15 protein-coding genes and 1 pseudogene are annotated in these 22,951 nt (G+C 52.2%); 2 read left to right on the top strand and 14 right to left on the bottom strand.

Annotated features, from left to right (window positions below; translation table 11 throughout):
• Window positions 1-105 precede the first annotated feature (105 nt).
• The 4 genes from XYCOK13_RS21785 to XYCOK13_RS02375 all read right to left on the bottom strand — a co-directional run bounded on the left by XYCOK13_RS21785 (window position 106) and on the right by XYCOK13_RS02375 (window position 10,384).
• Window positions 106-2,139 carry a cellulase family glycosylhydrolase gene (locus XYCOK13_RS21785; protein ID WP_244864944.1) on the bottom strand — a complete coding sequence of 678 codons (2,034 nt, stop codon included), beginning with the start codon at window positions 2,137-2,139 and terminating at the stop codon, window positions 106-108.
• Between the two features lie 98 nt (window positions 2,140-2,237).
• Window positions 2,238-3,995, bottom strand: coding sequence for a cellulase family glycosylhydrolase (locus XYCOK13_RS02385; protein ID WP_213410278.1), 1,758 nt, complete (start codon window positions 3,993-3,995; stop codon window positions 2,238-2,240).
• 197 nt (window positions 3,996-4,192) lie between these two features.
• Window positions 4,193-7,270, bottom strand: a complete 3,078-nt coding sequence (locus XYCOK13_RS02380) for a cellulose binding domain-containing protein (RefSeq protein ID WP_373314302.1) — start codon at window positions 7,268-7,270, stop codon at window positions 4,193-4,195.
• Window positions 7,271-7,474: 204 nt separating this feature from the next.
• Window positions 7,475-10,384, bottom strand: a complete 2,910-nt coding sequence (locus tag XYCOK13_RS02375; protein ID WP_373314311.1) for a glycoside hydrolase family 9 protein — start codon at window positions 10,382-10,384, stop codon at window positions 7,475-7,477.
• Between the two features lie 650 nt (window positions 10,385-11,034).
• Here XYCOK13_RS02375 and XYCOK13_RS02370 point away from each other — a divergent pair.
• Complete coding sequence (locus XYCOK13_RS02370) at window positions 11,035-12,972, top strand: glycosyl hydrolase family 18 protein (RefSeq protein WP_213410276.1); 1,938 nt, start codon at window positions 11,035-11,037, stop codon at window positions 12,970-12,972.
• A gap of 73 nt (window positions 12,973-13,045) precedes the next feature.
• Here XYCOK13_RS02370 and XYCOK13_RS02365 read toward each other — a convergent pair whose 3' ends face one another.
• The 7 genes from XYCOK13_RS02365 to XYCOK13_RS22460 form a co-directional block, all read right to left on the bottom strand.
• Window positions 13,046-17,581: a glycoside hydrolase family 48 protein gene (locus tag XYCOK13_RS02365; RefSeq protein ID WP_244864962.1), complete on the bottom strand. Its 4,536-nt coding sequence runs from the start codon at window positions 17,579-17,581 to the stop codon at window positions 13,046-13,048.
• Between the two features lie 830 nt (window positions 17,582-18,411).
• Window positions 18,412-19,290 (bottom strand): hypothetical protein, encoded by an 879-nt coding sequence (locus XYCOK13_RS02360; protein ID WP_244864943.1) that lies wholly within the window; start codon window positions 19,288-19,290, stop codon window positions 18,412-18,414.
• 159 nt (window positions 19,291-19,449) lie between these two features.
• The gene (locus XYCOK13_RS02355; protein ID WP_213410274.1) at window positions 19,450-19,902 is read right to left on the bottom strand and encodes a GNAT family N-acetyltransferase; all 453 of its coding nucleotides are present in this window, start codon (window positions 19,900-19,902) and stop codon (window positions 19,450-19,452) included.
• Between the two features lie 33 nt (window positions 19,903-19,935).
• Window positions 19,936-20,139 (bottom strand): hypothetical protein, encoded by a 204-nt coding sequence (locus XYCOK13_RS02350; protein WP_244864942.1) that lies wholly within the window; start codon window positions 20,137-20,139, stop codon window positions 19,936-19,938.
• Between the two features lie 12 nt (window positions 20,140-20,151).
• Window positions 20,152-20,601, bottom strand: a complete 450-nt coding sequence (locus XYCOK13_RS02345) for a GreA/GreB family elongation factor (RefSeq protein WP_213410273.1) — start codon at window positions 20,599-20,601, stop codon at window positions 20,152-20,154.
• A 94-nt stretch (window positions 20,602-20,695) separates the two neighbouring features.
• Complete coding sequence (locus XYCOK13_RS02340) at window positions 20,696-20,842, bottom strand: cold-inducible protein YdjO-related protein (RefSeq protein ID WP_244864961.1); 147 nt, start codon at window positions 20,840-20,842, stop codon at window positions 20,696-20,698.
• 81 nt (window positions 20,843-20,923) lie between these two features.
• Complete coding sequence (locus XYCOK13_RS22460; protein WP_506016914.1) at window positions 20,924-21,178, bottom strand: hypothetical protein; 255 nt, start codon at window positions 21,176-21,178, stop codon at window positions 20,924-20,926.
• 243 nt (window positions 21,179-21,421) lie between these two features.
• Between XYCOK13_RS22460 and XYCOK13_RS02335 the strand changes: the two genes are divergently transcribed.
• On the top strand, window positions 21,422-22,084 hold the full coding sequence (locus tag XYCOK13_RS02335) for an LbetaH domain-containing protein (protein WP_213410272.1): 663 nt from the start codon (window positions 21,422-21,424) through the stop codon (window positions 22,082-22,084).
• 14 nt (window positions 22,085-22,098) lie between these two features.
• Here the strand turns inward: XYCOK13_RS02335 and XYCOK13_RS02330 are convergent, their stop codons facing one another.
• From XYCOK13_RS02330 to XYCOK13_RS02325, 3 genes and pseudogenes are all read right to left on the bottom strand, one after another.
• On the bottom strand, window positions 22,099-22,245 hold the full coding sequence (locus XYCOK13_RS02330) for a hypothetical protein (protein WP_213410270.1): 147 nt from the start codon (window positions 22,243-22,245) through the stop codon (window positions 22,099-22,101).
• A 17-nt stretch (window positions 22,246-22,262) separates the two neighbouring features.
• A pseudogene (locus XYCOK13_RS22280) lies at window positions 22,263-22,346 on the bottom strand (hypothetical protein); the annotation flags it as partial.
• A gap of 151 nt (window positions 22,347-22,497) precedes the next feature.
• Window positions 22,498-22,923, bottom strand: a complete 426-nt coding sequence (locus XYCOK13_RS02325) for a DUF1801 domain-containing protein (RefSeq protein WP_213410269.1) — start codon at window positions 22,921-22,923, stop codon at window positions 22,498-22,500.
• Window positions 22,924-22,951 lie beyond the last annotated feature (28 nt).

The following is a 22,951-nucleotide window of genomic DNA, read 5'->3' as shown; positions in this document are numbered from 1 at the left end:
GGATAGGTACCTCCTGCTATACAGCTTCTGTCTATATCTTCTATTGTATAGGAAATGAACGGCGGGTTGAAGCTCCGGAGGCAGAAACTTGAAGGGAGCGCTCCTTTACGGTTCGATACCCCAAACAAGCGTATTGTTGTAGTAAAGGGTCACTTTATCCCAATCCTGATAGGAGGACATGGCGTCATTGTAAGAATAATCATTCGTCTCATCAAAGTTAGACCAGTCTGTTTTGGCCATTCTAAGCTGAATGTCTCCCGTCTGACCGCCCGCCGCAATAGCGCCGGCAGCTGATGTAAAGCTCACTTCCACATAGTCTGCAGTGAAGGCTGTCTGGATATTGCTGCTGCCTAGCACTGCCCAGTCGACCCAGGCATTCATCGGCGCATTGCCTTCCTTGCTGAAATAGTAGCGAAGTTTAAGGTCGCTTAAGGCCACTGCAGATGTCCCCAGATTCTTAATATTGAACTGCGGCCTGATTTGATTATCAAAGGCATTCGTGTCGGAGGTACGGTATTGGACAACCAGATTGCTCTGTACATTTCCCCCTCCTTGCGGCGTTGCGCTAACTTGGGCAGAATTCGCACTTGTCCCTGCGCTATTTGCTGCGCTGACTACATAATAGTAGGTTGTCCCGTTTATCAGGCCTGTATCTGTGTAGCTGGTTCCGCTAACGGTTGCCACAGTGGTGTATGGACCGCCGCTCGTTGATGCGCGCTTCACCGTGTAACTCGTTGCGCCGACAGAAGCGCTCCAGCTAAGCGATACTTGGCTGTTGCCCGCCGCAGCGCTTAACCCTCCAGGCGCGGTCGGAGGCTGCGGGTTCGGAGTGCCGTTCCCATACATTTCGCCAAGGCTTATTCCTGTAGTGCTGCCAATGCCGCCTAACGGAATTTGATGATCCAGACCAACAAATTTGCCTCCGCTTTGCCACAAGGCCGGTTTTAGCATGGCATATTTCTGCTCATCCCAGGAGGTCCAGTTGTCAAGGAGCAAGCCTCCTGTATCGCCGGAATTCGGGTTTATGCACCAGAACGTGTGGTGAATGCCGTGCTCAATCATCAGATCGCGCAGAGCAAACATCCATTTATCCTGCCGCGCATCTTGGCCCAACCGTCCGCCCCATTCGCCCATTAGGAGAGGCGCGATGTTCTCTTCATGAATATACAGCCAGTTCGGTCTCCACACATCGTTTGTCAACGACTGCTTGTCAAAGTCCTTCTTGAACCAGTCTTGCTCGAAGACAAGCGGGCCATAATCATGCGGGGAGTATACAAGCTTGTTTTGATGCGCGCCCAGATTGATCGGGTAATCGCGAACGCCCCGCAGGTTGCCGCCCCACCAGGTTGAGTAGTAATCATTCTCATTCGTCGATGTCCAATTTGCGCCATCTTTCGGGTATATCTCGATGCCTTCGCACAGGATCAGCACGTTCGGATTAATCGCCAGAATACGATTGCCGGCTGTTTCGCAGGCATGCTTCCAATTGTCAACATCTGCAGTTCCGTCCCACTTGGCTCTCGGGCTCTGCGACTGATTGCCGTGCGGCTCATTCTGAATGTCGAAAGCGATCATGGTGTCATTATCCTTGTATCGCTCTGCCACCCATTCCCAAGCCTGATAAAACAACTCGGGCGTGATGGCTCCCTTGTACCACATTGGCTCAAGGTGCCCCGAATTATCGGCCTCTGCGCTGTGCACGTCTAGCATTACCTTAAGTCCGTATTTCTCGCAAAGCTCCAACCAGTAGTCAAAGACTTCAAGGGTTGTCTTTCCCGCCAACTCCGGATTGGCGTATGTGTTGACACCGCTCGCCAGCGCCGCTTGTCCATCTCGCCATTCCAGCAGCAGCTGTGTGGAGATCGGCACACGAACAATATTGATGCCCCTTTGTGCCATAGCTTTTGTAATATCTTCAATGTTAGCTGACCACAAGCCATGGAATACGCGCTCCGTAGCGTTAAAGCCGAACCAGTTCGCGCCTGTCAACCATACGGGATCGCCGTTGGCATTTACAATTTGATTGCCCTGAACGTGCAGCCAGTCTTTCTCGGGTACTGCCGCACCTGCGGGTGCCGCGCCCCCCAGAATCCCCAGCAGTAAAGCCAAGGCGAGGCATATGTGCCATGTACGCTTCATCAATGAATCACTCCCATTATGTGTGATAGCGGATGCTAGGAAATAGCGAGGGCATATCTCATCCTTATGCCCTCGCTTTGCTGCAACCTGCTATGTGATTAAGGGGTTGTTCCCCATACCAGGCTGCCGTTTTGATACAGGGTTACCCGATCCCAATCGGCCCATGATGATTGGTTGCCGCCATAGGAGTAGTCGTTGCTTTCATTGAAGTTCGACCAGTCCGTATAATGGAAGCGAAGCTGCATTTGCCCGCTTTGGGCCCCGGCGCTCAAACTGCCGGCCCCGGACGTGAATCCGATTTCCGCATAGTACTGATTTCCAGAGATTTGGACAAAGTTTACCGAGATATTGCTGCATCCTACCTCAGCCCAATCGCAGAAGCTGTTGATCGTTTTACCGCTGTCATTCGTGAAGTAATAACGGATTTTCAGATTCGATAGGTTGACGGAGCTGTTTCCATTATTTTTAATATTCAGCTGCGGCTTCATTTGGTTGTCGGTTGCGCTTGTGTCGCCGACGCGGTATTGCACAACAAGATCGCCGCTCGTACCGCCGCCGTTGTTATTAGCTTGCGGCGTGGCCGACACTTGCGCCGAATTGCCGCTCTGTCCCGAGCTGTTGACAGCGCTTACAACATAATAATACGTCGTTCCGTTTGTGACGTTTTGATCCGTGAAGGACGTGCCGTTCACATTGCTGGCAATTGTCGCATACCCGCCCCCGGACGAGGTGGAGCGTTTTACGTTGTAGCCGCTGGCTCCGACAGAGCCGGACCAGGAAAGTGTCACTTGGCCATTGCCCGCGGAAGCGGTAAGCCCTGTAGGAGCCGGTGGAATGACGGGTCCTCCGCCGCCAACTCCCAACGTGTTGCGGATTTGTTCGCGCACGAATTGCCCGGAGGTGCTCAACTGCGCGTTGGTCCAACCGCCAGTCGGACTTGCACCGGGCCGCAGCGCCGCGGACGATTCGTTCTTGTCGGCAAGCGACCAGTTAATCCAGCTAATATTGCGGCTGTTCATAAAATCGATCCATTGCTGGGATTGTGTCAGGTAGACGCCGCCTCCGCCGGTAGCATCGCTGGTTCCCCATTCTGATACGAAGATTCCGGCCCCTTTGTTCAACGCATAGTCAATGCGGTCACGCAAAAATTGGCCGTGCGTGCCAGCATAGAAATGCGCCGCGTACATCACATTGCTGAAGGACAGCTGATTGTCTGCGGCATGATGCACATCCTGGCTCCAGGTACCGGTCCCGACGATTACGATGCCGTCCGGGTCATTGGCCCGAATGACAGGGATGACTTCTTCCGCATACGGTTTAATATCATTGTTCCAGGTGACGTTGCCGTTCGGCTCATTCGCAATTTCATAAATCACGTTCGGATATTGTCCGTACAATGCAGACATTTCCGCAAAGAATGCTTTGGCCTGTTCTTTATATTGGTTCGGATTGTTATCCTGAAGAATGTGCCAATCAATGACGATATAAAGATCCAGGGCAATGGCTGCTTCAACAGCTTCCTTCACTTTTTCCTTCACGGAAGGATTTGTAATATACCCGCCCTCTGCCGTATACATGGCAGCACGGAACACATTAATTCCCCAATCGTCACGAAGCCATCTCATGCTGTCTTCGTTTACGTACTGTCCGAACCATTGCAAGCCGTGCGAGCTAATGCCGACAAGCTGGAACGGCTGTCCCGCTGCATTTCGCAATTGGCCATTGACTACCTGCAATTGCCCGTTTTGCGATACCAGATCCTTCGGTGCAGCCTCTGACGTTGAAGCGGGTAATACTTGAATCGACACGGTCAAAGCCATAATGAACGCGATACACATGGACAAAATTTTCTTCATGAGTTGTGTCTCCTTTCTGAATAACAGAAGTTTGCTGAATGGATTGATGCTGTTTACCTGTATGCCTGCCGGTTCCCCTTCTTTTCTTGGCGATCACCTCCCTTCCGGACAAGGAAACCGTTTTCCAAAAATCCCGCAAGCAGTTCATCGTCCTGCAACGATGAGTGACTGGAATAAGACGGGAGGGGGAGCAGAGCCTAAGGCTCTATTCCCCAAATTAAATTTCCGCCTTCATAAAGGGTCGCTCGTTCCCAGTCAGCGTACGATGTTTGCTGCGCGTTGTATGAATAGTCATCCGATTCGTCTATGTTGCTCCAGTCCTGATTGTGGATGCGCAGCTGCAGCTCGCCGGTCGTTGCTCCTGGTGCAAGACTGCCGCCATTGAAGCCGATCTCCAGATAGTGGGTTGCGTCATTAGCCGCAATGGGCAATTCCACTAGATTTGTTCGAATGTTGGCGCAGCCGAGCTGCGCCCAATCGCAAAAGACATTCTGCTGCTTGTCGTTTGCGAAGTAGTATCGGATGGTCAGGTCGCTTAAATGGACCTGGGCAGTACCGTTGTTCTCGATCTGCAGCAACGGCTTCATGACATTGTCCGAAGCGCTCGCGTCCCCGACCCGGTATTGCACTGCCAAATCTCCGGCAGGCTGTGAAGGGGTCGTATCCACAACGTTCACGGTGAATACTGCATGTGCACCTGCGCTAAATTCAAATACGAACGAATGGGACCCGTTCGGCAAGCCAGCCAGATAGGTTTGGTCGAAAATCACCGTATTCCCGGACAGCGCGTAAGCCTCTCCTTCAATCAGCGCTGCGCCATTCTTCGTAATTGCAAGCAATGAGTTGCCGTTGAGATGCATGTTCACCTCGATGGCAGACGAACTGCCGGCTCGTTTATCGAAGGTCGCCGCTGTTATATTCAGCGTGGAGTCCTGTTCTCCTGGCCCTTCTCCTGGTCCTTCTCCCGGTCCCTCTACGTGTGCGGGATCGCCATACACGATGCCGCGGCCATTCGTCCCTACGTAAACCCTGCCATATATTCGGGGATCTCCCGAAATGGTAGTCACACGTGCGTACTGATGCCGATCGTCGTTGATTCTCACCCAGGATGCCCCGACATCATCCGAACGGAAAAATCCGCGCTCACCATCTATTTGAGCTATGATGTACAATGCCGGATAAGCTTGTCCGGGCGCTGGCTTGCCAAAGCCGACCCCGTCTGCTTCTTCTACGTTCGCCAGCTTCGCGAAGCTCTCGCCAAAATCCGTAGAATGCCACAAGCCATACGGGCCCCCGGCTTCATCGCCGCCTGCAAACCAGATGTCTCCTTCCCGCCCGGGCACGGCCCGAAGATCAGCGGATCCAGACACCGGAAGTCCGCTGGCGGCTGTGGCGCTAAATGAACTTCCCCCATCTCTGCTGATATAAATACTGCCTGCCGCATAACCATAAAACACTTGCGGATTTACCCGATCCGAGGTTACATGCGCGCCTTTCGGAATACCCGAGCTTTGTGTCCAGCTGCCGCCATTGTTCTTGGTTACATAAACATCCCCGCCGCCTGTTACCCAAACGACCGATGTTCCGTCGGCAGAAACGGCAACCTCCCCGTCCGATCCCGGAGGCTCGGATGAACCGGCGAACCAGTTCCCTCCGCCGTCGTAACTGAAACCAACCGCTTTGGCATTCGGATTCTCGCTCTTGTTCGCACTGCCTGTTCGCACCATAAAATTCGGCGTAAGCTCAGCAAAGTCAATGCTAGTACTGGATGCGTAGGTCGGCGAAGTGTGAATCGTAGCAGGAGGCTCCTCCAGATCATCATGCCGGAAACCGGATACGTCAGCGAATGCGCTGACGAGATGTGCGCCTGCCGGCGGACTGACAAGATCAAAGGCGTACATTTCCTCGATTCCCGCGGCCATTACTGTAATGTGAATTTGCTGACCGTCATCCCAGTCCGTTAAGTTATTGGTTCCATAAAGCGTTGCCCCGGTACCATACATCATCCGATCGGAGTCAAAAGGATCAATCTCCAAGTCCCCAATCATCCAGCCCAGCTTAGGCGTGATTTCCGGCGGGATCGGGTAAACCCCGAAGGTAAGCCAGGGCGCAGCAGAGACATCCTGCGTGTACCGCATCGTTCTGCCTGGATAGCCATCCCAATCCCAGATTCGCGTCCAGCTTGCTCCCCCGTCCGTGCTTCGGAATAAGATAGCGTCCGGCCACCAGGAATTCAACGTGGCGACCATAAGCGTATCCGGTTGCTGAGCGTCAACGGCCAGACCTCCGTAACCGTAGTAGTTGTCCTCGCTGCTGCTCGGAACCGGACTAATATCTGTCCAGATGCCTGTTGCTGTGTCCAGCTTCCATACTTCTCCTTTTGTTCCGTCATAAGGCCCGACGCCATCACTGTACGTAATATAAAGCTGCCTGGTGGATGACAGCACACCGTGATGCGGCAAGAACCCGCTCGGCTGTCCGGGAACAGCTTGCCAAGTGGCCCCGCCGTCCGTGCTTCGGTAGATGCTTTCTTCCGTATCGGCTACCCCTACATATATGGTTTGGGTAGCTTGTCCCGGAGATCCTGTCGCGGGGTCGAAGGTTATCCAGGCCAGCCCGACAATATCAGCCTGATAGCTGTTGGACGGATCCTGCACGTACGTACCTGGATTAGGAAAGCTCTCAACCTTGGACCATGTAGCGCCAAAGTCCGTGCTTCGCCATAAGCCATGCCCGCTGCGGGCTCCGAAATAGAGAATCCGATTATCGTTCGGATCTACCATCAAGCGCTCTCCCATGGAACGGCCTGGCATATTCCCCCCTACCTTGAAAGGAAGCGGAACCACGTCCCACGTATCCCCGCGATTCGTCGAACGCATGATGACGCCATTCTCTGAAGTCCACTCATTCGTGTAAGTGCCTGCAGCGAGGTATACGCGATCCGGATCAACCGGATCTGTCGCCAATGCATCGATCCCGTTGTTATTCCAGTCATCCCAGCCTACAAAATCGGTTAGTGGAATCCATCTGCTCGCTGCCGAATCCCAGCGGTAAGCGCCGCCGATATCCGTACGAGCGTAAATCAAGTCCTTCTCACTAGGATTGAAGATGATACCGGGAATAAAACCGCCGCCTGCCCCGGTAACGACATGATTGTATTCATACGGCTCGCTCTGAGCTGCCTGCGCTTCCTGCTGTCCGCCTGTCCACATCGTGCTGCATGCGATGGCGAACGTTAGAACATATGCCATCCATTTGCTTCTCATCGCTTTCATTTTCCTGTGTCAGCTCCCTTCTTCCACAAGATTACGGACCTTTCACCTTAAGGAAAAACCGGTTGCCATTCAGAGTCACTGTGCTGCAAAACGAGTATCATTTCCCCCCATTCCCCATAGAAATCGCATAACCCCAGTCATTCTGGCATGATAATGGGGAGGAACCCGGCATGCGCCCGGTTCCTTCCCGCTTCTTCCCCAGCCTTATGGCTCTATGCCCCAAACCAATGCGTCGTTCAAGTACAGCGTGACGCGCTCCCAATCTGCGTACGCAGTTTTCGTTGGATCGTAGGAATAATCGTTCGTCTCGTCAAAGTTGCTCCAGTTGGCCTTCGCCATCCGCAGCTGGATGTCGCCGGTCTGTCCGCCTGGCGCGATAGAGCCGGCGCCTGCCGTAAAGGTCAGTTCCACATAGGTGTCGGTAAAGGTCGTCTGGATGTTGCTGCTGCCGATTTGCGCCCAATCGATCCAGGCATTCATTGCCTCGCTGCCGTCCTTGGAGAAGTAGTAGCGCAGTTTCAGGTTGCTCAGCGCAACTGCTGTCGTTCCATTATTCTTAATATTAAAATGCGGCTTGATCTGATTGTCGGCAGCATTCGTATCCGCCGCTCTATATTGCACTACCAGCGCTGATGGCGTCGTGCCGCCTTGCGGCGTCGCACTTGCTGCTGCAGACGGGCTGCTTTCACCGGCGCTGTTCGACGCGGTCACAACATAATAATAAGTTGTGCCGTTCGTCACACTCGTGTCCGTATAGGCCGTGCCGCTCAATGTCGCCACTGTCGCATACGGGCCGCCGCTTGTTGTCGCCCGCTTCACAGCATAGCCGGATGCTCCGCTTGAGGAATTCCAGCTCAGTGTCACTTGTCCGTCCCCAGCCGTTGCCGTCAAACCGGTCGGCGCTGCCGGCACCTCTTCTGTACTCTCCTGCGGAGTAGCACTCGCCTCGGCAGAGTTCGCACTCGTGCCAACACTGTTGGACGCAGCCACTACATAATAGTACGTCGTGCCGTTCGCCACGCTTGCATCCGTATAAGCTGTTCCGCTCAACGTCGCCAAGGTCGCATACGGGCCGCCGCTTGTCGTCGCCCGCTTCACGATATAGCTGGCCGCTCCGCTTGAGGCGTTCCAGCTCAGCGTCACTTGTCCGTCTCCGGCCGTTGCTGTCAGTCCGGCGGGCACTGCCGGAACAACCGGCTCGCCTGCTGCCGGCTCCGTGCCGAATACTAATTGACCGTCATCGTACACAGGAATATACGGTGTCTTGGCAGCAGTGCTGCCCGCTCTCAGCCCTTGATACGAATAGTCGTTGGTTGGATCCCAGAACGTCGTATTCACAGGAGCACTGATACGGAATTGGATTTCTTTTCGATGCTGGGATTGACCGCCCGGATAAATTTTCACACCTGTAAAATCAATGTTCGTATAGTAAATATGATTGGCTTCATCATGGGCAATCAACGGAGATACGACCCCTCCTTGGTTGTAGCCGCCAGCAGCTACTCTAATGTCATTGACGGTATAGCCCGCAGCGTATACTTCGGACAAATCCACATAATAGTTGAACGAAAGCTTGTCGCCCATTCTTGCCGGCCATCCGGAACGATTGTTGAGCAGCGCCTTGATTTCCGTATAAGTTGCGCCGCTGCTGTTCACAGACGCCTCTACAAAAAACTCGTCCTCAGTCGGCGTTTCCGGCACAGGGAAATTGCTGAGCGGCTGTCCGCCGAAAAGCAGGTACATCTTGGCAATCGCGCTCGTAAAGCCGGCATTGTAGTCCGTGGCCACCTCGTTGGTCACGTAGTTGCCGATCTCATCTACGTACGCATCACTTGCATTCGGACCGCCTACAAGCGCACCATATAACACATGACGATGATCTGCCGGCACGTTCTGACTGTCTGCCCAAGAGCCATGTGCTGTGCGATGATGCGGTCTTTGCGGCGGGTTGGTTCCGAACCCGACCACGTAACTGCTGTTACGCGGGTTGTCGCCTAGCATGTAATTGATTTGGCTAATCGCAAAATCGCGGTATTTCTTCGCTTTCACCGGATCCCGGCTTTCCAGCCAATCGGAGTAGACGAAGGCCAGGAACGAGGCATTCGCCGCATAGCGCAGCGCTCCCCAAGAATCCAGCCAAGCTAGCCCGCCCGGTGTGTACGTAATCCGTTCCCCGGTTTCCGCCGTTCCGCTGGTCCAGTAGTCCAGGTTCCGCTCGGTGGATACGATAAAACGGGGATCCTCCGTCAATTTCGCCAGCAGGAGCTGGGCACCGTAACGCTTGTCGTCCCAGGCATGCGTCCACTTGTATCCCCAGTAAGGCGTTTGCCCCTCGGTTCCCCAATCATCTGTTGACGCGATAGCCTTATCCAGATAGGCTTGCTCGCCGGTCGCCAGATAGAGCCAGACAGCGCCCCATGTTAATTCGTCATGGTAGCCGCTCCAGGAACGGTAGAAATTTCTGGCATCCGTGATGCAGTCCGAATACGCACCGCGATAGGTGTCCGCAAAGCTGTAAAGCTGTCTGGCATGCGTCAGCAGCTCATCCGCATAAGCAGGGTCATAAGCCCGGAACACCAGCGAGGACGCTGCCATCGCAGCTGCTGTTTCTCCCGCCAAATCGGAGCCGGGACAACTGGCATCGATTTTGAAGGAAGGTCTTTCCATTTGCATGACTTCCGCAGGCCCCCACCACTTATGGTCTTCATCGCCTTCGCCGACTTGCCCGTAAAATTCTTTCGGTCCTGTATGCGCCTTGATGAAGTAATCGTTAACCCACCGAAGATTAAAGAGCATTTCATCCAGCTGACCCGTCTGGATATAGGCATCCTCGTACTCATACAGCCCCCATGCCAAGATTGTGGCCGTGGCCGCCATCGGCAGACCGAATTTCACATGGTCGCCCGCGTCGTACCATCCTCCGGTCAAGTCGTGCCCGACATCCGCACCATCGTTCAAGCCGGAATCCCCGCGCCAGGAAACACGATTTTGCTCAGACAGCTTGCCCGATTGCTGAGCTTCATAAAAGAACAGTGATTTCTGCAAAACTTCGGCATAATTGTAACCGCCCGCCGCCTGCGCGGTTGATGCGTTGGCGAATAAACCAGCGAACATCGAGGCAATCAATGCAAGCGCCAAGAGCAGCAGTACGATCTTTTTTCGTAACTGCTTCATTTCTTTTTCCATATCACGATCCTCCCATTTTATCCAAACTTCAATTCATGCACCCTGCCAACTGCCAGGCGAAACTTGCAATTCAAGGCGTGACACCGCTGCGATTTTCATAAGAACTGTTCTTCGTCGCATTCCTCCTCACACTGCCCATTATGCTAGACTGCTTTGTCTCCATTCTTTTTTTGCTCCGCGTTTGGCAATCTCTTGATCCAGGCACCACCTCCTTCACAAGAATGAAAGCCCTTTCGTAAATCGATTCAGTAAAATGAAGGCGTACTAAACGGCGAAGGGAAAACGATTTCCGTCTTCTTTGTACGGATGGAATTAATTTCTTCATCCGTTTTGACATCAGCATAACGGCTCCATCTATATGGCGTCAAGTACTATGGAAAATTCGAAAGAATCTAGTAGTTTTTCAAAAAAATATTCAACCTTTTTTCCCGCGATCCCCACCAAACATTGCGCGTCCAAACAAACTCTGCTTTCTTCTCTTTGAATCTCCTGAAATTCTAGTAAATTCCATCAAAACTTTTCCTTATTCAGCTTCGTTTAATAGAGTAAAGACTTTAGGTACATAAAGGAGATGTGGAATGCAAACTGTTGTCGAGCGATGGAAGACGCTATGCTGCCTGGTGCTTATCTTTGGACTTTTCGCCTCATCATGGATGACTTTGCCCGGACAAGCAGCCAGCCAAAAAGACCAGACGACCCAGTACAGAGTCTATCAAAACGACGTCTTGTTGAAAGAATTTGCCGGACGCAATCAGGCCATTGCGTATGCCAAGCAGTTTACCGACAGCTATGTCGAAGACATTGAAACCCGCACGTGGATTTGGTCGCAATTCCCGGCATACCGGGTGCAGGTGGATGGCACCATGCTCCCCAAAGCGTATCATACGAGAGAAACCGCTGTCCAAGCAGCCCGGCAGCATCAGAAGGCCAGTGTGATCCATCTGGAGCAAGCCGGGTGGATCTGGCACAATTATCCTCGTTACCAAGTGTATCAAGGAGAGAAAACATTCGAAGCCTGGGGATTTGCAACGCTGTCTGAGGCAAAGAAGGAAGCCAACAGATGGAGCCGGGCGCATGTCATCGATTTAATGACTAGCCAATGGGTTTGGGATAATATCAGCGATCAGCAAGAAGCCGAGATGCGCAAGGGCGAACCGATATACCGCGTTGTCGGTCCTGGCGATACGGACACGGATTTCACTTATGCGAATCTGCGCGATGCGGTGAACAAAGCCCGGCAGCTGGATGGCGCCAAAGTCCTCCATACTGCCCAGAACGAACAAGTTATATACGAGAACGCGAAGCGCTACGCGGTCTACCAAAATGCCAATTTGCTTGAAAGCTTCTATCATATTGAAGAAGCCAGTCACTATGCGAAGCAATGGGCCAACGCGCGCGTCATGGAAGATGGTCGGGAAATCTGGACGAATGTTCCCTATTATCAAGTTTGGCATGACGAGGAAACCAGAGTCGGGCACTACCGCACTTTGAATGAAGCATTGTCGGTCGCGCAGAGCTTGCCGCAAGCGATGCTCCTGAACCGGACGGGCAAGACGATCTGGGACAACTCCAACCGCCTCCAGGTTTGGGGCTGGAACGGAAGCTCATCCGCCTCTCTCATCCGCCAGCAAGTGTCGCAGACAATCGGATTGGATGTGGACTCGCCGACATGGTTTGAGCTTGCCGACGCTAACGGAACGCTGAAGGATACATCAAGTCCGGAGTTGGTAAAGTGGCTGCGCGACCAGGGGCTTGAAGTCCATCCGCTCGTCCATAACCAATTCGATTCCAAGCTAACCAGCGCTTTCTTGGGCAATGCGAAGGCGCAAGAAGCTTTTATCTCGGAACTGGTCAATCGTTGCGCAGCCCTCGGGGTCGACGGCATCAATCTCGACTTTGAATCGCTTAACGGTTCGGATCGAGCTCGATTCACTGCGTTTGTCACCGCACTGGCTGAGGCTGCACATGCCAAGGGGCTAAAGCTGTCCATCGATCTGCCTAGAGGAAGCATCGCCTGGAATGATCGAACAGCGTTTGATCATGCGGCATTGGCCAAGGTAGTCGATACGATCATCATTATGACGTATGATCACCATTACTCCGGCAGCGATGTGCCAGGCTCGGTTGCAGGACTGGAATGGACGGAAAATGGAGTGAAGGAATTTTTGTCCTACGGCATTCGCCGCGACCAGCTGGTAATGGGCATTCCTTTTTACAGCCGCTTGTGGAAGCTTGATGCGAACGGGAAGCTGGTCGGCAATCGCTCCCTGCTCAACAAGGATATTGCCCCGCTGCTGGCATCCAAGAAGACGACAAAAACATTCGATAGCCGCTTTGGACAATATCGCTATGAATATCAGGAAGATGGATTTACGTATCAATTTTGGATGGAAGATGAAGAAACATTGAAAGCGCGTATGGACATTGCGAAGAAATACAAGCTTGCGGGCGTTGCCTTCTGGAGGCTTGGCCATGAGCCTGCTGATATTTGGGAAACAGTTGTAAAGGAGAAATAAAAGATGGAAAAGGAAAGAGGCTGTCCAAGTCGTCGCCGACTTTGGACAGCCTCTTTTTCACATCCAGTTGCCGTTACGGCTCAATTCCCCATACGAGCGTGCCGTTACGGTACAGCGTGACCCGATCCCACTCTGCGAAAGATGTCTTCGTTCCATCATACGAATAGTCATTCGTTTCGTTGAAGTTCGACCAATTGGACTTGGCCAAGCGCAGTTGAATCTCGCCTGTCTGACTGCCGGGCGCGATCGAACCTGCAGCCGCCGTAAAGCTTAGCTCTACGTATGAGTCTGTGAAGGAAGTGGCAATGTTGCTCTGACCTATCTGCGCCCAATCGATCCAGGCGCTAACCGATTCGCTGCCATCCTTCGTGAAATAATAACGAAGCTTCAGCTCGCTTAGCGGTACAGCGCTCGTTCCTCGATTGACAATATTGAAGTGCGGCTTGATTTGGTTGTCCGTCGCACTTGTATCGCCTGCCTTGTAGAGCACAGCAAGCCCGGACGGTGCTGTCACGCCTTGCGGTGTCGCGCTGGCGGGAGCAGAATTCGGGCTTTCGCCCGCATTGTTCGAGGCGCTGACGACATAATAATACGTTGTGCCATTCGTCAGGCCGCTGTCCGTGTAGCTCGTTCCGCTTACTTCGCTGGCGACGGCCGCGTACGGTCCTCCGCTTGTCGTGGCGCGCTTCACGGTATAATGCGTTGCACCGCTCGACGCATTCCACGACAGCGTTACCGCTCCGTCCCCTGCCGCCGCTGTCAAGCCGTTCGGCGCTGCCGGCGGCTGCGGTTCGACGATGCCCTGCGGCGTAGCGCTTGCTGCGGTGGAGTTCAAGCTCTCTCCCGCGCTGTTCGAGGCGCTGACGACATAATAATACGTTGTGCCATTCGTCAGGCCGCTGTCCGTGTAGCTCGTTCCGCTTACTTCGCTGGCGACGGCCGCGTACGGTCCTCCGCTTGTCGTGGCGCGCTTCACGGTATAATGCGTTGCACCGCTCGACGCATGCCACGACAGCGTTACCGCTCCGTCCCCTGCCGCCGCTGTCAAGCCGTTCGGCGCTGCCGGCGGCTGCGGCTGCTGGCCTGAATCGCCCGGAGCGCTTCCCGCTATCAACGTACCGTTCCGATACAAGCCTACCTTCGTATTGTTGCCGTAAGCCGTCATGGTGCCATCATACGAATAGTCGTTCGTTTCGTTCAAATTCGCCCAATTGCTGCTGTTCAGCCGCAGCTGGATATCTCCTGTATTCGCTCCTGCCGCCAACTGGCCGGCACCGGATGCGAACGAGAGGGACAAGTACGAGTCGGCATTTTCGGCCGGCGCTGCCATGCTGGCTACGCTTGCCTGTATGTTCGAGCAGCCGATTTGCGACCAATCGCAGTTCACCTGCATCGTCTGGTTTTGATCATTCGTGAACCAGTAGCGGATTTCCAGTTCGCTTAAAGAGACAGGTGCTGTTCCCCCGTTGACGATGCGGAAGTGCGGCTTCATCTGATTGTCGCTGGCATTGGTATCCCCTGTCTTATACTCGACGCGCAAACCGCCTGGGTCCACGGCGATCGGTGTAGCGGAAACTGTATTAGAGAGTGTGTCGCCGCTTGTATTTTGTGCCCGCACTCGATAATAATAGGTCGTGCCGTTCACCACGCTCGTATCGGTATAGGAGCGACCCGTAGTCAACTCAAGCTCACTGAACGGTCCTGCCGCCGCTGTCGCCCGCTCCACACTATAGGATTGCGCGTTGCTGGAGGCTGACCAATTCAGTGCAACCTGTCCGTTGCCTGCAGTTGCGGACAAAGTAAAGGTGCCCGGCAACGGCACTTGCGGGGTAGCCGAAGCCGTATTGGACAAAGTTGTCCCCACGCTGTTCGAGGCAGCGATTCTGTAGTAATAGGTAGTGCCGTTAATGGCGCTCGTATCCACATAACTCCGTCCGGCCACAGCAGCCAGTGAAGAGAATGGACCGGAGGCGCTCGTAGCCCGCTGCACCGCATAGCCTGTAGCGTCTGTCGAGGCTGTCCATTCCAGGGAAACCTGGCCATTGCCTGCCACGGCTGTCAGCGTAAATTCGCCAGGCAGCTGAGGCGGCGCCGGTGTTACACTCACTTCAGTGGAATGAGCGGACTCGCCTTCGCTATTGACCGCCGTTACTACGTAATAGTAGGTGACACCATTCGTTAAGCCGGTATTTGTGAAGCTCGTACCGTTCAATCCGGTTGCCACATTCGTATATGGTCCGCCGGAGGTTGTCGCCCGCTTGACATTATAGCTGTCCGCATTCGATACACTGTTCCAGGAGATCGTTGCCTGGCCATCATCACGGACAGCTTGCACGCCGCCAGGCGGCACAGGTACAGATGGACCTGCATCATCGCCGATCAGCCGATCGAACTCGGCATAGGCCGTCGCCATATCCACTTGCGACCAGAAGCGGTGGTAAGTAAACGTCGGAACGCCATTCTCCCACTCGCCTGTGCTCGGATTGTAAGAAGTTTGATAGAGGTTCTCCAGGTACTCCCACTGCGGGTCCTGTTTGATGTCCGGACGCAGGTCGGCATAGCTGATATAATAGCCGTTGCCGCCTCTCGCCGGATCAGAAGGGACTCCCAGCGAAGAGGAAATCGTATTGCCTTGCCCTGTCGTTCCTGTCCAGCCGGCAGGGAAGTAAATCTCTTTCTCGAAGAATCGGAAATAGTCGCCTCTTGGCTCCGGAACAGCAATGCCGATACCGTCATTGTAGTTCCAAGCGACATCCAACAGGCTGTTGGCCAAATCGCGCGCCTGAGCGCCTTGGGCGGAATAATCGCCGTTCTCTGCCTTAGTGGCGGCTGCATAGAATGTTAGCGCCTTGATATAGCTGCCAAGCACACCGACGTCCTGGCTCGGGTTCAACGCAGCTGCATGGAAGTTCGGGTTGCCGGTAAAGTTGTCAAAGCCGTTCCATGAATCCGGCTGACCGCTCCATTCCTGATTGCCAATGATATAGAAGGCGCCGGGCTCGGAAACAGTCGCCACTGTCGGATTATGACCGCCTAGAATGCGCTGACCGTTCGGATCGAGATAATAGCCGTCATCATCTGTGACAGGACGCTCATGAACGAATGTGTAGTCCATTGACCAGTCAATCCACTTATCCATCACAAGCTTGGCCATCTGGAATTCCTTGGAGGATGTGTCGCCATTTGCGGCAAGAATATAATAAAACTCTGCGACACGCTCGAGCGGCCAAGCCTGGAATCCAAACCAGTTGTTGGACGGCGGATCGTGATAAACCGGATCCTCATCGTACGCCAATCCATAGAATGTGCTTACGCCAGCCGGATACCGGTCGTAGGAGCCGCCGATGCTGTTCGTTGCTCCGCCGCCGACTGCCCCTTCGTCCGAAAGCAGCCATGTGTAAAACTCCAGCTGTCGAGTCATGGATATATCCCAATCCGATGCGCCTGTAGCCGATGAAGGTTCCAGGCCGCCGCGAGAAAGCGCGTAGGCTGCCACCGGATTGTTGTAGGCCTGGTGCACATGGCTCGAGCCAATTCTCCATGCCCAGTTGCCGCCGTGTGGATTTTGCGGCGTGCCCAGTCCCCCGCCCCATGCAGTATACCAGGCCATTAAATAGTGACTGGAACTTTTGCCGGAACCGGCTCTTGCATTTCCGTTAGCCGTGCTTCCAATTTCGACGAAGTACTTGTCATACATCCCGTAGCGCAAGTAATCGCCCATTTTTTTCGCCTTGTTCAAATACGTTTGGTTGTTGTAACCGAGCTCCTTCGCCCAGTACATAACCTGCACAGCGCGCGCATCCGCATCTGTAGCCGCTGTATAGCGCCACTGCGGTGCGGGATTGCCGCCTACGAACAGCGAAACATACCCTTCACCGGGCTTGCCGTAAGTAAAATCGTCCTGAGACGGATGGGTAATCGCTTCCCAAACCGACTCCTGTTCGCCGCGCTGGAACGTATTCACATACGTTGCGGTATGATTGGGATTCAACGTATTGCCAAAGCCGTACCAATCATCAACATCAAGCAACCAATGCATCAGATAAGTATCGTTGTTGCCGTAGGTGGCCTTCAATTCCGCATCAAGCGGATCTTGACCGACCGGTATTTGCCCGGGTTGCGTCGGATACATATCCGGATAAGGACGTTCCGGGAAATAATCGGCTGGCGAGCCAGGTCTATAGTGGCTCATCGTCGGCTGCTCGCTGGCGGACGGAATAATGAAAGTTTCCATATTGTCCCACGCATCCTCAAGCTTGGACCAATCGCCAGTATAGTAACCGTACAAGGTCTCCAGCCATAACCAGTAGCTGTAAGCTTCAGATGTAGTCATGTGTCCGTAATCCGGCGCTTCGCTCATCAGTGTTTCCACGGCATGATAAGGAATGCCTTCAGGAGAAAAGTAGCCGTTGGCAGGATTTTTGATCTGATTGTACAGGGTCAGGAACCTGTCCACCATGACAGAGTTCGCGGCAGCAGCTGCCTGCACCGGGGCATCCGGTTCCGCACCTTGTGCCGTTGGGGCTATGACGGGCATGCAAAGCAGCAGCGCAAGCAGGATAATGAGCATGTGTTTGAGCAAAGGGACAAGATTCCCCTTGCTGTTCATTCCTATCATATCAAGTACTCCTCTCTTGAATAGTCTTCGTCGTCTCATGTCGATCTGGTTGCGGGTGCTTCACCTCTCTTTGCATGGTATGCTTGCGTTGAATGCACTTCATATGTGCAGCGTCCGGCCTCACCCCCTTTCAAAGATGATTAAAGGCATAGCTTCTATGCCGATCCGCCTCATGCCAGTCACGGAACTAACAGTCCGGATGCCGAACCATGGAAAGGGCATGACTGGTTGAAACGCAGTTGCCGAAAGCGCTTGCAACAATATCAAAATCATGAATGGAAGAGGCTGTCTCATATACATATTGAAAGAAGAATTCGCAGTTGTTGGAGCCTTCGGCTAAAGGGAAAACCTTTTCATCCAAGCCCGCAGAGCCTGGTTCATGCCTTAATGTAGGTAGCTGGTCGAGATCCCTGAGGAGTGATTGTGTCGTTCATGAGGAAATGTGATTGCGTATTGCGAGGCAGTCTATCGGTTGTGCTTGTTTATTACAATAACGGATAGCGCTGTCGGGCGTCAAGTTTACAATATTTCGATCAGGGTTGTAGGTGAACGAAAAAAAATCCGGCATGCCCCATCGCACACCAAGCGAAATTCTCGCATATGCACACAGCTGGTTGGCTTCCAACCGGCTCTTGTCAGCAGCCGCAGAGACACTTTATCCGCATCTGCTCCCCAGAATCATCCGGCGGCACGAGCAGCAGAATGGCATTGGGTCGAGAGCGGAGTCTTCTTGCTTTTCGTTCCGCGATGTTGGTGACAGTCGTGTCCCCTCTTTCTCCGGCAATGATGATCTCCCACTCAAGCAGAAGAAAAAACACAACTCAACCATAGTCAGCGTGCTTTTTTAGTGGCGGGTCATATAATTTATCGAGCAAAAAAGTATATCCGTACATCGCCGCAATGGATATCGTCGTCGTGATAAAGAACCAACCTTCTTTGCAGATGATCAAATGATATCTGTATGCAACATAGTGGCCGCCATAAAGGAGAACGATTATTAGAAACTTCCATCCCCATTTGAATTTCGAAAAATACATAATCATAATAATTCCCCCAAGAAGCAGCATATAGGTTCCCGAAAGCACTACAAGACTGCGTTCTTTATCCGGGAGAAAAGTTTCGCTGAAAATCCGGACGCCCGTTAATCTGAATACCCAAACAATCGTATGCTGATGCAGCGTCACCAGGCCAAAGAAGAGGAACAGGAACCGCCAAATACGTCCAAAGCTTGTGTTTACGATCAAATATGCTTTTTTTGTCAGCCAGAATAAAAGGAGAAGCCCGGCTACTGTCATCCATGTTCGATACCAGTTATGTTTATAAATGCCCAGAGCCAGAAATAGTTCCTCTACGAATGCGTAAGCTGCAGCGATTACCACATGCCAAATGTAACCTAGTCCGAAGACTGCAAGGAAAACTGCTGATGAAGAGACAGAAAATTGCGAAAAAAGATTCCCTGCTATTGAATCGTCCGCCGGGGAGTGAGGAACAAGCATCGGAAAATATTGATAAGCCTTAAAAAACGAATAGACAATCATTTCGAAGCAAAAGGCCATGCCGCTTATGGTCAAATAAAAGGCAAGCAGTTGTCTGCGGTTATTCGCCTGAAGTAAAGTAATCGCCAAAACCATAATCGTTATGATCCCAAGGAGAATAAACCAAATTGTGTTGTTCCAGAAAGCAGGATCCATACGCGTCATCCCTCTATTTCCGCCTGAAGTAAATGGAAATTATTCACTACTTCTACTATGCCCTGCCCGCATAAAAAAAATTCTGTAACATTCGCCAACTAGTGCGCTTCCAGATGCGCTCCTGCAAAAATAAAAGACGCTGGCTCTTTGAACCAGCGCCTTGCAGCTCTATAATGTCTGCTTCATGGCCTTATGACGAATGCCATGCTTCACGAAGTCTTCACGCTCGATCCAGTCTTCCGTTGTTGCCTGGAAGCCGACAGATGCCCAGAACGACATAGCCGTATTTCTGGATACCAATTCGATGCTCTTAAAGCCTCGGTCCGTGCAATATTCATGAACAAGTATCCACAGCTGCTTGCCGATCCCTTGACCCTGCAAAGCAGTGCGCGTTGCGGCGTGATGCAGCTCTACATGCTCGCCGTCTATAACAAGAACCATTACACCTACCACTTCGGTGCGTTCGTTCATGGCGACGAAATATAGCTCCTCCCCTTGAATTTTCAGTTGGTCCTGCATCGTATCCGACATCTGCAGCGGTTTGAACAGCACATCGTAGAGCAATTGCTTGGCTTCTTGAATGGTGGTCGGATCTTCCGTAAGAAAATAGGTATATATCATATAGGTTATCGTCTCCTCGAGTTTCTGGTTGCATTACTTTTGTGAATCGTCTTTTCTATAGACGACAAGGATAGCGCTTCGCTGGTTCTCAATCCCTTCTGCAACCCGCTTCACAATCGAACCGTAATGAACGCCCACCACATCCTCTTCCTTTAACCCGGCCAGAAAAGCATTGGCGCGTTCCACAGCAAGTGATCGATCGGTATCGATAAATTCCTTCACTTGAATCATAAGCATTCACCTCATCCTTTATAGTTCCATTTCTTCATCATGCAGCAGCTGGATGTCATCCACTCGTACACGCATAATCCCAGAGGGAGTTTCGAGATTATAGGCTTCTCCCTTCCTCGCCATCAGCAATTGAAAGCCCAGCGGAGATAGGAAGGAAATTTTGTTCATATCCGGATCGGCATCGTGGGGAAGTACGATCATGAAAAATTCACTGGTCTTGTCGTTCATATCATAAAGTGCGATCTTGCTGCCAATCAGCACAACGGAATGCAAGCTGCTTAAGGTCAGATTCTCCAGCAAATCTTCCAGAACCGAAGTATAAACCCGCAGCGTTTGTTCTACCTTGCTGCGTCTGTGGGCATCTTGAGGAATATAGTGGTCCAGGAACGAAATCAGCTCCTGATCAAAATAATCCAGTTGATTCCTTATTTGCCTCCGCGAGGCTTCCAGACTGGAACTAAGGTTCATAGAAAATATCGCTCCCTTGGCGACAAACTCTGACAGTTAGTTGATCATGCATTATCTTCATAGTTTTCCCTCCGCCGTATAATTTTGAGATTCGCTAAATATACATTTTGGGGATTTTAGGAAGCAGCTTCGTTGTCGGCACCATCGATTGACTGCATAGCGGACATTGCGGACTTGTTGCTTGAAAGGTAAATTCCGCTCGCATCCACCCCTTGCACTGCTGCCCGGAACATGTCCACACCTTGGTCTCGACCAAGATTTCTTCTTGATCCTTCTTCACTGGAAATCGCTTCACTGTACGTTCTCCTTTTTGTATCCCCAACTATTCTCTGTGTTTTCTCAGCTTCTTGGGAGGCCTGCAATTTTTGCATACCTTCAGCGTTGAGCCATCCGATTGCGGGAATTCGTAAAGCAATTTGATTCCGGTCCGCTTGCACAACGGACACTCTCCCCTGCCGCGTGCGGGCAAGGTTCTTAGTACTTTCCCTCTCGTAATCGTTGCCATTTGATATCCTGTCTCCTCTTCAATAGGATGAATGAATACTCCCGTCAGGGAGACAAACAGGAAACATGGCATCACCCCCCCAAGCCATTTAATGTAAAAACAGCATATAAATACGGAGAGACATCTCGTTCGAAACGCGAACGAGATGTCTCTCTGCTTTACTATATCAAAATTGGAACAGGGCGTCAACATAGGCGATATTATCCATTTTTAGTAAGACTGTTTATTTAATGGTCCACTTACAATAAAATCACTGACCGTACTTGCAGTTTTTACATACAATATCCCATTCTTACGGCATGGGAGTGACAAACTATGGGCAGTTATCCTGCAGGCCCCTGGAATGCATCTGTGCATTTCATTGGTCCGAACCCTGTTACCACTTTCAATCAGATTCCGATTGCGCCCAGCATCGAACAAGGCGTGTACGTAGGACCATTCAGCTCTGTCATCGGTGATGTCGTCATCAAGAAAAACACGTTTATTGCGCCGAACGTCAGCATACGCGCTGACGAAGGAACTCCATTTCATATCGGAGAAGGCTCCAATCTGCAGGACGGCGTAATCCTACACGGCTTAAAGGATGCACGAGTCGAATTGCCAGATCGCGCCTACTCGATCTATCTCGGTCACGCTGTCACTGTTGCACATGGTGCGCTTGTTCATGGTCCTGTCTATATCGGCCATCATACGTTCGTTGGATTTCAAGCGCTAGTCTTTCAAGCGATCACGGGGCATAACGTATACATTTCGAACCACGCTATAGTGACCGGCAACGTGCGCATTGCCAATCATCGCTTCGTCCCGCCAGGCGCTGTTATTGACTCTCAGGACAAGGCTGACCGTTTAAAGCCGGTGCCGAAAAACAAAGAGGAATTCGCACAGGAAGTGCTGCGGGTAAATCGCGAATTCGCCGCCAGCTATCCGCTCATGTTCGGGAAAAATCGGTGCTCCTGCGGGCTGGCCTGCAACTTGTAGCTATACATGTGATCCTATCGCTGCTTCCGCAAATAGGCGTGCAGTGTCAACGGGACAAAAATAACGAGCATCAGCACACAAATGCCAAATCCTGCTGCAATATCCAGTGCGCTAAATAGCGCTTTGCCCTGCGCAGCAAACAGTACGCATCCAGGTACCATATCCCCTTCTCCCACAGAAGGTTATACGGCTCCGCCTTTCGCTCGGAATGCGAGCCTGTCAATAATGCGAAAGTGATGCCCAACAACCGATCCAGCCTCATGACAAGCACTCCTCTATAGATGGGTCTAGTTCGATCCATCTGATTTGTATGATAATGCAAGAATCCTGACATCTTTGGATGTCAGGATTAAAAGACGCACGTCATCTTTTTTTGAGTAATGATTTGTTCGAGCTAAAATAAGTGTAATCCCCTAATTCTTCTCCGGATACATATCTCGAAGAAAGACGATCGAGCGCTGGATAAGCGCCTTTAAAACTTCCACATCGATATCCGCGACTTTGTTGATGTATACACATGCCTTGCCTGACGTATGCTTGCCGAGCCGGCCCAACAGCTCCTCTCGTTCCTCGTCCCCTGTCGCAAAGTACAAGCTGATCTTGGCCTTCCTCGGCGAAAATCCGACAAGTGGCGCATCCCCTTCGTGACCGGACGCATATTTATAATGATACGAGCCAAACCCGATGATGCTTGATCCCCACATTTTCGCGGTAAAGCCTGATGCCTCCGTAAAAATATCAAGCAGCCGGCAGGCGTCCTCGCGTTTCTTCGGAGAATCCACCTGTTCAATGAAATCCATGACACTATTGTCGGTTTCCTTCGTCTTCAATTCATACATAAGCGTATCCCTTCCTTCTGTATTTCCG

It is taken from the genome of Xylanibacillus composti, from assembly GCF_018403685.1.
Lineage (GTDB): Bacteria > Bacillota > Bacilli > Paenibacillales > K13 > Xylanibacillus > Xylanibacillus composti.
Note: the sequence above shows the minus strand (reverse complement) of the source record. Positions and strands in the feature narration are given on the sequence as shown.

Coding starts and splice junctions, on each gene's coding strand:
- XYCOK13_RS21785 (WP_244864944.1), bottom strand. CDS start 2,139: ATGAAGCGTACATGGCACATATGCCTCGCCTTGGCTTTACTGCTGGGG.
- XYCOK13_RS02385 (WP_213410278.1), bottom strand. CDS start 3,995: ATGAAGAAAATTTTGTCCATGTGTATCGCGTTCATTATGGCTTTGACC.
- XYCOK13_RS02380 (WP_373314302.1), bottom strand. CDS start 7,270: ATGAAAGCGATGAGAAGCAAATGGATGGCATATGTTCTAACGTTCGCC.
- XYCOK13_RS02375 (WP_373314311.1), bottom strand. CDS start 10,384: ATGTTCGCTGGTTTATTCGCCAACGCATCAACCGCGCAGGCGGCGGGC.
- XYCOK13_RS02370 (WP_213410276.1), top strand. CDS start 11,035: ATGCAAACTGTTGTCGAGCGATGGAAGACGCTATGCTGCCTGGTGCTT.
- XYCOK13_RS02365 (WP_244864962.1), bottom strand. CDS start 17,581: ATGAACAGCAAGGGGAATCTTGTCCCTTTGCTCAAACACATGCTCATT.
- XYCOK13_RS02360 (WP_244864943.1), bottom strand. CDS start 19,290: ATGACGCGTATGGATCCTGCTTTCTGGAACAACACAATTTGGTTTATT.
- XYCOK13_RS02355 (WP_213410274.1), bottom strand. CDS start 19,902: ATGATATATACCTATTTTCTTACGGAAGATCCGACCACCATTCAAGAA.
- XYCOK13_RS02350 (WP_244864942.1), bottom strand. CDS start 20,139: ATGCTTATGATTCAAGTGAAGGAATTTATCGATACCGATCGATCACTT.
- XYCOK13_RS02345 (WP_213410273.1), bottom strand. CDS start 20,601: ATGAACCTTAGTTCCAGTCTGGAAGCCTCGCGGAGGCAAATAAGGAAT.
- XYCOK13_RS22460 (WP_506016914.1), bottom strand. CDS start 21,178: ATGCCATGTTTCCTGTTTGTCTCCCTGACGGGAGTATTCATTCATCCT.
- XYCOK13_RS02335 (WP_213410272.1), top strand. CDS start 21,422: ATGGGCAGTTATCCTGCAGGCCCCTGGAATGCATCTGTGCATTTCATT.
- XYCOK13_RS02330 (WP_213410270.1), bottom strand. CDS start 22,245: ATGGTACCTGGATGCGTACTGTTTGCTGCGCAGGGCAAAGCGCTATTT.
- XYCOK13_RS02325 (WP_213410269.1), bottom strand. CDS start 22,923: ATGTATGAATTGAAGACGAAGGAAACCGACAATAGTGTCATGGATTTC.